This is a genomic window from Ruegeria sp. YKSF070 (assembly GCF_059612725.1).
This window is the reverse complement of sequence record NZ_JBXWRD010000008.1, coordinates 80,953-91,901: the sequence shown is the minus strand read 5'-3', so window position 1 is coordinate 91,901 and position 10,949 is coordinate 80,953. Positions and strand designations below refer to the sequence as shown.

At 64.1% G+C, this 10,949-nt stretch carries 8 protein-coding genes; 1 reads left to right on the top strand and 7 read right to left on the bottom strand.

From position 1 onward, the window contains the following. Nucleotides 1-24: 24 nt before the first annotated feature. Together AC2FL1_RS06520 and trkA are read right to left on the bottom strand one after the other, a co-directional pair. Entirely contained in the window at nt 25-1,560 is a 1,536-nt protein-coding gene (locus AC2FL1_RS06520; protein ID WP_496823751.1) for a TrkH family potassium uptake protein, read from the bottom strand. Further along, entirely contained in the window at nt 1,560-2,936 is a 1,377-nt protein-coding gene (trkA, locus tag AC2FL1_RS06515; protein WP_496823753.1) for a Trk system potassium transporter TrkA, read from the bottom strand. The genes AC2FL1_RS06520 and trkA overlap by 1 nt, the downstream gene beginning before the upstream one ends. Before the next feature lie 98 nt (nt 2,937-3,034). On the opposite strand from trkA, the gene AC2FL1_RS06510 reads away from it, so the two are divergent. Beyond that, on the top strand, nt 3,035-3,514 hold the full coding sequence (locus AC2FL1_RS06510; RefSeq protein WP_496876347.1) for a hypothetical protein: 480 nt from the start codon (nt 3,035-3,037) through the stop codon (nt 3,512-3,514). Nucleotides 3,515-3,531: 17 nt separating this feature from the next. Here AC2FL1_RS06510 and ntrX read toward each other — a convergent pair whose 3' ends face one another. From ntrX to dusB, 5 genes are all read right to left on the bottom strand, one after another. Continuing rightward, nucleotides 3,532-4,944, bottom strand: a complete 1,413-nt coding sequence (gene ntrX, locus AC2FL1_RS06505) for a nitrogen assimilation response regulator NtrX (protein ID WP_496876346.1) — start codon at nt 4,942-4,944, stop codon at nt 3,532-3,534. Then, nucleotides 4,941-7,226 (bottom strand): sensor histidine kinase NtrY-like, encoded by a 2,286-nt coding sequence (locus AC2FL1_RS06500; protein WP_496876345.1) that lies wholly within the window; start codon nt 7,224-7,226, stop codon nt 4,941-4,943. The genes ntrX and AC2FL1_RS06500 overlap by 4 nt, the downstream gene beginning before the upstream one ends. A gap of 99 nt (nt 7,227-7,325) precedes the next feature. After that, on the bottom strand, nt 7,326-8,699 hold the full coding sequence (locus tag AC2FL1_RS06495) for a response regulator (RefSeq protein WP_496876344.1): 1,374 nt from the start codon (nt 8,697-8,699) through the stop codon (nt 7,326-7,328). Further along, nucleotides 8,699-9,778: a two-component system sensor histidine kinase NtrB gene (locus tag AC2FL1_RS06490; RefSeq protein WP_496876343.1), complete on the bottom strand. Its 1,080-nt coding sequence runs from the start codon at nt 9,776-9,778 to the stop codon at nt 8,699-8,701. The genes AC2FL1_RS06495 and AC2FL1_RS06490 overlap by 1 nt, the downstream gene beginning before the upstream one ends. After that, complete coding sequence (gene dusB, locus AC2FL1_RS06485; RefSeq protein ID WP_496876342.1) at nt 9,775-10,758, bottom strand: tRNA dihydrouridine synthase DusB; 984 nt, start codon at nt 10,756-10,758, stop codon at nt 9,775-9,777. The genes AC2FL1_RS06490 and dusB overlap by 4 nt, the downstream gene beginning before the upstream one ends. Nucleotides 10,759-10,949: the final 191 nt, after the last annotated feature.

The following is a 10,949-nucleotide window of genomic DNA, read 5'->3' as shown; positions in this document are numbered from 1 at the left end:
GAAAGCACCGGCTGCGCCCGGCGCTCAGTTCCGCCACAGCGCTGGGGTAATCAGCGCGATAAAGGCCAGCGTTTCAAGCCGTCCGATGATCATCGCGCCGCTCAGGATCAGCTTGGCCGCGGCTGGCATCTCGATCAGGCGGATCGGCGCTTCGGCGCCGATCTCGATCAGCGGGCCGGTGGTGCTGAGCGAGGCAATGCTGAGCACCATGGCAGTTTCGAAATCCGACCCCGCCGCCGCCAGTGCCATCGCGATCGCCGCCAGCGAAATGGCAAACAGCATGAAGAACACCCATGCGATAAAGGCTCCGTCACGCTGGATGCGGCGATTGCGTCCGGTCGCGGAACTGACCGACGAAGGATGCACCAGCCGCTGCATCTCGCGCATGCCGTTGAGATAGAGCGCGTAAACCCGCAACAGCTTGACCCCGCCAGCGGTGGTGGCAACACCGCCGCCGATCACCGACAGGCCCAGAAGGATCATCCCCGGCGTGCCCAGTCCGGACCACTGCCGTGCTTCGGCCCAGTCGGTCGATTCGAAACCGGTGGTCGTCAGAAAGGACATCACCGTGAACAGGCTGCCCCAGAGCGCCCTGAGCGCCAGCGCGAGGTTTTCGCTCGACGCGATCTCGAAGGCACCGGACCAGTGACGCAGGAACAACAGCGCCGGCACCCCGATCAGGATCAGCAGGCCGATGCGAAACTCGGGGTCCTGATCCAGCCGGGCATGGCCGCGCATGGCGGTATCCGACGAGAAGGTGAGCCGCGACAGGGCGAAGAACATGAACAAGAACAGGATCGCCTCGCCCGTCAGGCCCGAGGCACTGCCCGACAACCCGCCTACCGGCGAGATGCCCGAGGTCGCCATGACCGACATCGCGTGACAGATCGCCACCAGACCGGGATCACCCGCCGCCAGCAGCAGGATTGCCACCACCAGCGTCAGACCGGCATAGACCGGCGCCAGCGTCGCCGCGATTCGGATCAGCCTGCCGCGCGGATCGACGCTTTCGCCCTGCCCGACCAGCACCCGGCCCGGCTGTCCCTGGGCCGTCACCTCGAACCCGCCCAGCGATAGCGGCGCCAGGATGGCCGAGGCGGCGATCCACATCACCAGCCCGCCCAGCCAGCCAACCTGCGCCCGCCACAGATGCAGCGTCTCGCTCAACCGTCCGGGGTCGGGAAACATCTCGGCGCCAGTGGTGGTGATGGCGCTGACCATCTCGAAATAAGAGTTCAGGAAACTCGTGGTCTTCAGCGCGTCGTGAAACGGCACCGCCAGAAACAGCGGCAACAACGCAAAGGTGGACAACAGCGCCGCCAGCTGCCCCAGCACCCCGTGGCGCGACGGGCGTCCGGCCCGCGCCAGCGCGATGGTGGTGACGGTCACCAGCCCCAGAATGCCGGAATAGAAGAACGAGCGCGAGGTGGGATGATCGTTCAATGTCAGGGCATAGGCCGCGGGCACCCACATCATGACCGAGAACAGGCCCCAGATCAGCAGGGCCAGCGGCAGTTGCCGCAACAGGCCGGTATCCTCTTTGAGCCCGCGCCGTGCCATCAGAAGAAGTCGATCGAGACCTGCATCAGCCGCTCGACCTCGGGCACGTCGTCGGCCATGGCGAATATGGCGATCACGTCCCCCTCCTCGACTCGCATCTCTCCGGTCGGGCGCACCACCTTGCCCTGTTTGCGCACCGCACCCACCAGAACGCCCTCGGGAAAGTCGATGTCGCGCAGGCGCTGACCCGCCATGGGTGAGGTCGACAGCACCTCGGCCTCGATCACCTCGGCCTCGGCATCGCCGATGGAATAGACCTGCCGCACCCGCCCGTGCCGGATATGACGCAGGATCGAGCTGACGGTGGTGGCGCGCGGGTTGATATAGGCGTCGATCCCCAGCGGCGGCATCAGCGCCACCAGGGTCGGGTCGTTGATCAGCGCAATCGCCAGCCGGCAGCCCTCGGCTTTGGCGCGCACGGCAGCCAACATGTTGGTGCGGTCATCGTCGGTCACCGCCAGCATCGCATCGGCACGCGAGATACCGGCCTCGGCCAGCAGGCCCGCATCCATACCATCGCCATGCAGCACGATCGTGCGTTCCAGCGCCTCGGCGGCGCGTTCGGCATTGCCCCGGTCGCGCTCGATCACCTTGGCATGAATACGGGTCTTGTGCTCTTCCAGCGCGCGGGCCACTTCGAGGCCCACGTTCCCGCCGCCCACAATCACAACACGATCCTGCTTTTTATATGTTTTGCCAAAGACTTCCATGGTTCTGTTGACGTCATCCACATGACAGAAGACATAGCATTCGTCGCCTGCGAAGATCTGGTCTCCAGGTTCCGGGGCAAACAGCGTCCCTTCGCGCCGGATACCGACAACGATGGCGCGCAGGGTGGAAAACAGGTCGGTCAGCTGGCGCAGCGGCGTATTGATGACCGGGCTTTCCTCGTCCACCGACAGGCCGATCAGTTGCGCCTGACCGTCCATGAAGGTCTCGGTATCAAAGGCTGAGGGTGCCGACAGGCGCCGCATGGCGGCGGCGGCCACCTCACGTTCGGGGCTGATCACCACGTCAATGGGCAGATGTTCGCGCCGGTAAAGATCGGAATAGATGGCGTTGAGATAGGATTTTGAGCGCAGCCGCGCGATCTTGCGTTGGATGCCGAATACTGAATGGGCCACCTGGCAGGTGACCATGTTGACCTCGTCGGAATAAGTAGCCGCGATGATCATGTCCGCGTCACGCGCGCCCGCCCGTTCCAGCACATCGGGGTAGGAGGCGAAACCGGCAATTCCCTGCACGTCCAGCGTCTCGGTCGCACGGCGCACCAGATCGGGGTTGTTGTCCACCACGGTCACGTCGTTCAGTTCGCCCGACAGATGCCGTGCGATCTGCCATCCGACCTGCCCGGCCCCACAGATGATGACCTTCATTCCCTGGCCCCTTTTGCCTGAGGGTTTTTGAATGACAGAAGGCCGGGACAGGGTCAATTCAATTGTCAGACGCCGAATTCAGTGCCACTCTGACATGCATGAAACTCTGGACCCTGCCCCTTGCCGCCACAGTGATTCTAACGGGTTGCGGCCCGCTTTCGATCTATTACCGCGAGGGCGTCAGCGTTACACGGCAACAGTCGGATACGCTTGATTGCGAGGTCAAGGCGCTGCGCGATGCGCCGGTGGCCAATCAGGTCCGGCAAAGCCCGCCGATCTTTTATCCCGGAAGGACGGTCTGCAACTCTGCCGGCCAATGCTATAATACGCCGGGCAACTGGGTGCCGGGCAATGTCTATACCGTCGACGCCAATTCCGGCTTGCGCGCTCGTGTCGAGCAGCAATGCATGGCCGCCAAGGGCTATGCTCCGGTCGAACTGCCCCGATGCAGCGAGGCGGTGGCTGCCCAGGTACAGCCGGTGCGCGGCGCCAAGTTGCCGGCGCTGGGTCCGAATTCCTGCGTGGTGACCTATCAAGACGGCTCGTATCAGGTGGTCACGCCCAGGCCCGCGGGCTAGGGGCGCGACCGCTCCCCTTACTCGGCGGCCTCCACCTCTTCGTCCATATGTGCCACGCGGGCGCCCGACTTGCTGGAGGTGACCACGCCCAACGATTTCAGCTTGCGGTGCAGCGCGCTGCGCTCCATCCCGACGAAACTGGCGGTGCGGCTGATATTGCCGCCGAACCGGTTGATCTGGGTCAGCAGGTATTCGCGCTCGAACGCCTCGCGCGCCTCGCGCAACGGCAGCGTCGCCAGCGCGCCCGACAACACCACCCGGCCCTCTTCGGCGGCCTTGTCCTCGTCGCTGGGCAACTCGCGCGCCTCGATGGCACCGGTGCCCTCGCCCAAGATCAACACCCGTTCGATCAGGTTCTTGAGCTGGCGCACATTGCCCGGCCAGGACATGGTCTGCATCAACGCGACCGCCTCGTCACTCAACTCGCGCAGTGGGAGGCCCTGGCTCTGGTGGCATTGTTCGATAAAATAGCCTGCCAGAACCGGAATATCCTCGCGCCGGTCCTCAAGAGAGGGCACCGCGATCGGCACCACGTTCAGACGGTGATACAGCTCCTGGCGGAAGCGTTCGGCCTGAATCTCGGCCTCGAGATCGCGGTTGGTGGACGAGATCACCCGCAGATCGACCCGCACCTTGTCGGTGCCGCCGACGCGCTGGAATTGCTGATCCACCAGCACCCGCAGGATTTTCGACTGGGTTCCGGGCGGCATGTCTGCCACTTCGTCAAAGAACACCACGCCGCCATGGGCCTGTTCCAGCAGACCGGGTTCGACACCACGCTCCTGGCTTTCGCGGCCGAACAGCATCTCTTCCATGCGCTCCGGCTCGACCCCGGCGCAGTTGACGGTGACAAAGGGCGCATTGGCACGGTTGGAATGGGCATGGATATAGCGCGCCGCAATCTCCTTGCCCGCACCCGCCGGCCCGCGCAACATCACCCGGCCATTGGATTTGGTCACCTTGTCGAGCTGGCCGATCATGGTGCGGAACGCTGCCGACTGGCCGATCATCTCGGCGCTGGTCACTTCGCGGCGTTTCAGTTGCGCATTCTCGCGGCGCAAGCGTGAAGTTTCCATCGCGCGGCGGATCACCACCATCAACTGGTCGATGTTGAACGGTTTCTCGATGAAATCATAAGCGCCCTGCTTGATCGCGGCCACCGCGATTTCGATATTGCCGTGCCCCGAGATGATCACTACCGGGACATCCGGGTTGTCACGTTTCACGGTCTTGAGGATGTCGATTCCATCCATCCGGCTGTCCTTCAGCCAGATGTCGAGGATCAACAGACCCGGTGGTTCAGAGTTTATTTCGGCCATGCATTCATCGGACGTGCCCGCCAAACGGGTGGTATAGCCCTCGTCCTCGAGAATATCCGAGACCAATTCCCGAATGTCGCGTTCGTCATCAACGATCAGAATATCACTCATGTCGGTCCTGCTTTCGCCTTGTTTCTGGCCGCCTGTCTCTGCATGGCGGATCTGGAGGCCGGGTCGTAGCCCGGCAGTCGGATAACGGCCATGGCGCCGAAATGGTCCTGGCCGTCAAAGACGGGCGCATCCTCCAGATGCAGCGTCCCGCCATGTTCCTCGATGATCTTCTTGACGATGGGCAAGCCCAGCCCGGTGCCCTCGTCGCGGGTTGTGACATAGGGCTCAAAGAGGCGCGCCCGATCCTCGGGCAGGCCGATCCCGTTGTCGGCAATGGTGATCTGGCTGCCATCGGCATCGCCCGACAGGGTCACCCGTATCTCGGGGGACAGATTGTCAGGCGCGCCCTTTTTGATCAGGCTTTCAATCGCTTCACCCGCGTTCTTGATCAGGTTCGTCAGCGCCTGGCTGAGCATGGTAGCATCCACATTGCCCATCAGGGGCGCATCGGGCAGATCGGCACTGACGCGCACATCCGGCTGACCGGTCTGTTGCAGCAGCACCGCGTCGCGCACCAGCCGGGTCAGATTCTCTTCGTGCCGGTCGGGTTCGGGCATGCGGGCGAATTTCGAGAATTCGTCAACTATGCGGCGCAGGTCGTTGGTCTGGCGCACGATCACATCGGTCATCGATTCCAGGCTGTCGCAATCGGCCTCGTCCAGCTTGCGCGAGAACTTGCGCTTGATGCGCTCGGCGCTCAGCTGGATGGGGGTCAGCGGGTTCTTGATCTCATGCGCGATGCGCCGGGCCACATCGCCCCAAGCCGCCATCCGCTGGGCGCTGACCAGGTCGGTGACATCGTCAAAGGCGACCACGTACCCCTCCAGCGTGTCATCCTCACCGCGCCGGGTGGACATGCGGACCAGCAGGTTTTCCAGCTGCCCCTTGCGGGTCACCTTGATCTCGGCCTGCACGGTTTCCTGCGCGGTCCCGACAAGGCTCTCGAACAAGGGCACGAACTCGGGCACTGCCACCGCCAGATCGAGGCTTTGTTCATCGCCCGACCAGTCGAGCAGCCGTTCGGCCGAGCGGTTGACGAAGGTCACCCGCCCCTGCGCGTCCAGCCCGACCACGCCCGAAGTGACCGAGCTGAGCACGGAATCGAACAACCGCCGGCGGCGTTCGATCTGGTGGGTGTTTTCCAAAAGCGTGTCGCGTTGTCCCTTCAACTGGCGTGTCATCTGGTTGAAGTACCGCCCCAGCATGGCGATCTCGTCGTCACCCTGTTCCTCGGGCACCTGTACGCCCAGATCGCCGCCCCCGACCCGCTGCGCCGCCGTGGTCAACCGCCCCACCGGGCGCGACAGGCGTTCGGCGAACCACAGGCCCAGCCAGACCGCGGCCAGGATCAGGATCACCGCAAAGCCCAGATACAGCAGGCCGAATTCGAACAGCACCCGACCCCGTTCATTCTCGAGCTGCTGGTACAGGTGCACCGTTTCCTTGGTATCGTCGAGCAGGTTGAGGATCTCGCCATCCACCTCTCGGCTGACATAGAGATAACGGTCAGGATAGGCCTGAAGCATCACCAGCGCGCGAAATTCGCTGTTGTCCCAATCCTGGATGATGACATGACCGTTGGTCTGGGCGGCGCGGAACTGGTCGGGCGCGGGTTGTTCGTAATCGAACTGATAGGACCGGTCGCCGCGCGCCCTGATCTCGCCGCCGCCGTCCACCACGTAAGCTTCGCGCAGGCCGCGCTGAATCTGGCCCTGACCCTGGGCCAGCACACCGCGCAGCTCGGCATCAGAGATGAAGAAATTGAGCGAACGTGCCTGATCCAGATAGCGGGCCAATGCGCGGGCGTCCTGGGTCAGCCCCTCGCGGTGTTCCAGCTCATAGGCCTCGGCCGCCGCGAGCGAGCTGCCGACCACGTTGCGCACCCGGTCCGAGAACCAGCCTTCGAGCCCGATATTGAGCGTGAGCCCGGCAAAGATGGCCACCGTGATCGTCGGGATAAGCGCCAACAGGGTAAACACCCCGATCAGGCGCAGGTGCAGGCGGGATCCCGCCGATTTCTCGCGCCGGGCGGCCACCAGCCGCCCCACCTGCGACAGCACCAGCGCCGCCAGAACCAGAATATAGACAAGGTCTGCAAGCAGGATGAGTCGCAACGTGGTGGAGCCAGCCCCCAGATCGAAGGGTCCGGTCACCAGATAGGTCGCAACGGTCAGGATCGGCCCCAGAACAACCAGGCCCAAGGTCCCGATATTGCGGGCTTTTCGCGTCTTGCGCCATTCGCTGAGCGAAAGAAACGTCCCGTTCTGTGACCGGGTTGCCACCTGCTGCCCTCATCCTGATGTGCCGCCGAAGCGGCTTACCGCCATATTTCGTGGTCTTTGCCGGGTTGCGGCCCGGATGCCACGCTTTGTGTGGCGATATTACATCAGTTTGCGCCGCCGTGTCACCTCTATATCGAGATCGGTGATTTTCTTGCGCAACGTATTCCGGTTGATCCCCAGAAGATCGGCGCATTTTGCCTGATTGCCGCCCGATGCTTCGAGCGCGATTTCGATCAGCGGCGCCTCGACTTCGCGCAGGATGCGCTGGTACAGGCCCGGCGGCGGCAGGACATTGCCGTGCAGGTCGAAATACCGCCTCAGATGCCGCGCAACCGAGCCCGAAAGCTTTTCGGCATCGCCGTGCCCTCCAAGCGCGGGTTCCAGTTCGGGCTGATTGCCCAGCACCTGCTCGACCTCGGTTCGCGAAATCTCCTCGGCCCGGCTGATCAGCGACAACCGGCGCACCGCGTTTTCAAGTTGCCGAACATTGCCCGGCCAGGAATAGAGGCGGAACAGTTCGGCCGCGCCGGTGCCCAACCAGCGCTTTGGCGCCCCCTCGCGTTCGGCCTTGGCCATGAAATACTCGGTCAACAGCGGTATATCGTCCACCCGCTCGCGCAGGGCGGGCACATGGATGGGCGCCCCGCATAGCCTGTAATACAGGTCGCGCCGCAGCTTGCCCGTCTCCATAGCGCGGGCCGGATCACCCTGGCTGGTGGCCATGAAACGCGGCACGTAATCGCCGGGCGCATCCATCATCCGCACGATCCGGCCCTGAATCTCGTCGCTGATATCGGCGATCTCGTCGATCAGCAGCGTGCCACCCTTGACCCGCGCCAGCACCCGCGCCGGCCCTTCGAGTTCCATCAGGTCTGCGGCGGTGACCGAGATGAAGGGCAAGGTGCGGCGGTCCGAGAAATCGTGGATTGTGCGCGCGATAAGCGACTTGCCGGTGCCGCTCTCGCCCGAGATCATCACCGGCAGATCGGTGTTCATCACCTTGGCCACCAGTCGGTAAAGCGACTGCATCGCCGGGGTGCGCCCGACCAGCGGCAACTCGTCGGGCCGCTCGGCGACCTCGTCGCGCGGCTCTGAGGGCACGGTGCGCCGCTTCTGCTCCAGCGCACGCGCGGTGCGTTTCATCAGGTCAGGCAGGTCAAAGGGTTTGGGCAGGTAATCATAGGCCTCGGCCTCGGCGGCCTGGATCGCGGTCATGATGGTGTTCTGGGCCGAGATCACGATCACCGGCAGGCCGGGCCGGTCCTGGGCGATCTTGGGCAGCATCTCCAGCCCGTTGCCATCGGGCATGATCACATCCGAGATCACCACATCGCCCTTGCCCTCGGCCACCCAGCGCATCAGCGTGGTCAGGGACGAGGTCGCATGCACCTTGCACCCCGCCCGCGTCAGCGCCTGGGTCAGCACCGTGCGGATCGTGCGGTCATCGTCGGCCACCAGAACCGTGCCATCCATCAGTTGCTCTCCTTTTCGCCGCTTTGCTTCGGCACCCTGGGCAGCGACAGGCGGAACACCGTGCGGCCAGGGACCGAATCGACGGCGATCCAGCCGTCATGGTCGGAAATGATCTTACTCACCAGCGCCAGGCCCAGCCCGGTGCCATTCTCGCGCCCCGAAACAAAGGGATCGAAGATATCGGCGCGGATCTCTTCGGGCAGGCCCGGACCGTCATCGATCACCTCGACCTGAAGCGGCAGGGAATGGCCCGAGCCGTCATTGCGGCGCAGACGGAAGGAATGTTCGAAATAGGTATGCAGCCGGATGGTGCCGCCACCCGGCGCCGCCTCGGAGGCGTTTTTCAGCAGGTTCAACACCACCTGCAACAGCTGGTCGGGATCGCCATAGGCCAGAGGCAGCGAGGGATCGTAATCCTCGATGATCTTCATATGCGCGCCAAAGCCCAGCAGAGCCGAGCGTCGGGCGCGGTCCAGCACGTCGTGAATATTGACCGGCTTGAAATCGGGCACGCTGAGATTGCCGAACTGTTCGACCTGCTCCAGCAGCTTTACGATGCGGCGGCTTTCGGCCACGATAAGATCCGTGAGTTCAAGGTCTTCGGCCGCAAGGTTCATGCTCAGAAGCTGGGCGGCGCCGGTGATGCCTGCCAGCGGGTTCTTGATCTCGTGTGCCAGCATCTCGGCCATGCCGATGGCGGATTGCGCCGCCGATTTCACCGAATGGCTTTGCGTCATCCGCCCGGCCAACTCGCGCGGGCTAAGCAGCATCATCATCACGCCGGGACTGCCGATCAGGGGGGCGATCTGGATGGCGCATTGCAGCGGTGCGCGATTGCCCGAGCCGACATCTATATCGTTGACAAACAGGGGCGTGCCCTGGGTGCGGGCACGTTCGAACGCCGGTTCGATCGGCGCGTCGATGGCCAGCTGATCCCAGACCGGTTGACCCAGCACCGCCTTGCGCGACAGGTTCAGGAAACCTTCGGCGGCAGAGTTCACGTCGACGATCCGGTTGCCCGCATCGATCAGGAAGGCGGGCACCGGCAGCGAGGCCCAGATGGCGTTCTCAGCGCTCATGCCGCCGCCTCCGCCGCGCCGTTCAGCGCCTCGGGCAGCAGGCGCAACACGGCATCGGGGTCGCGCGTGGTCAGCACCTGTTTGCGCAGCACGACCGGGGTGCCGGCCTCGTCCATGTACCATCCCAGATGCTTGCGCGCCACGCGCAGGCCCAGGTCGCGCCCATAGAAATCCAGCATCGCCTGATAGTGGCGCGCCACCATGTCGGCCAGCGCCGCACCCTGCGGCACCTCTGGCGCGGGCGTGCCATAGAGCGCATGGGAAATCTGCGCCAGCAGCCAGGGTCGCCCCTGTGCGCCGCGCCCCACCATCACGCCATCGGCGCCAGACCGCTCCAGCGCCTGCCGGGCCGTGTCGGCGCAGGTAATATCGCCATTGGCGATCAGCGGCACATCGACCGCCGCGCGCACTGCCGCAATCGCCGCCCAATCGGCGCGTCCCTTGTAGAACTGACAACGGGTGCGGCCATGGATGGTGACCATCCGCACGCCGGCATCAGCCGCGCGCCGCGCCACATCGGGTGCGTTCATCAGCGTCTCGTCCCAGCCCAGCCGGGTCTTGAGCGTGACCGGCACCTCGACGGCCCCCACGACCGCCTCGATCAGGCGCAATGCGTGATCGGGGGTCTTGAGCAGGGCCGAGCCGGAATAGCCGTTGGTCACCTTCTTGGCCGGACAACCCATATTGATATCGATCACCCGCGCGCCCCGGTCGGCAACCTGACGGGCGGCCTCGGCGATCCAGTGCGTATCGCGCCCGGCCAGCTGCACGGCGGTGTTTTCCACATCCGCCGACAGTTCCGCCCGCTCGCGCACGCCCGGTTTGGCCTGCACCATCTCCTGGCTGGCGACCATCTCGCTCACCACCATGCCGGCACCGAACTCCATCACCAGGTCGCGAAAGGGCCGGTCGGTGATTCCGGCCATCGGCGCCAGGATCACCGGCGGGGTCAGGGTCTTGTCTCCGAGATGCAGCGTCACCTGTGCCTAATCCTTGTGCAATTGAGGTCTTGGTAATGAAGCCACGGCCATTGCACAATGAATCGCACCCAATCAAGGGTCATCAATTACGCATATGCCTAATTTTTAATCGCTTCACCACGGGTCATTGCCAGCGAAGGCGTCACCCCATAAAGATCGGGCAATACCCGCCTGCCCGCGCCCCGAGGACC

What these genes read in the sequence shown, in the direction of transcription:
- AC2FL1_RS06520 (WP_496823751.1), bottom strand. Translation starts at nt 1,560, where the DNA reads ATGGCACGGCGCGGGCTCAAAGAGGATACCGGCCTGTTGCGGCAACTG.
- trkA (WP_496823753.1), bottom strand. Translation starts at nt 2,936, where the DNA reads ATGAAGGTCATCATCTGTGGGGCCGGGCAGGTCGGATGGCAGATCGCA.
- AC2FL1_RS06510 (WP_496876347.1), top strand. Translation starts at nt 3,035, where the DNA reads ATGAAACTCTGGACCCTGCCCCTTGCCGCCACAGTGATTCTAACGGGT.
- ntrX (WP_496876346.1), bottom strand. Translation starts at nt 4,944, where the DNA reads ATGAGTGATATTCTGATCGTTGATGACGAACGCGACATTCGGGAATTG.
- AC2FL1_RS06495 (WP_496876344.1), bottom strand. Translation starts at nt 8,699, where the DNA reads ATGGATGGCACGGTTCTGGTGGCCGACGATGACCGCACGATCCGCACG.
- AC2FL1_RS06490 (WP_496876343.1), bottom strand. Translation starts at nt 9,778, where the DNA reads ATGAGCGCTGAGAACGCCATCTGGGCCTCGCTGCCGGTGCCCGCCTTC.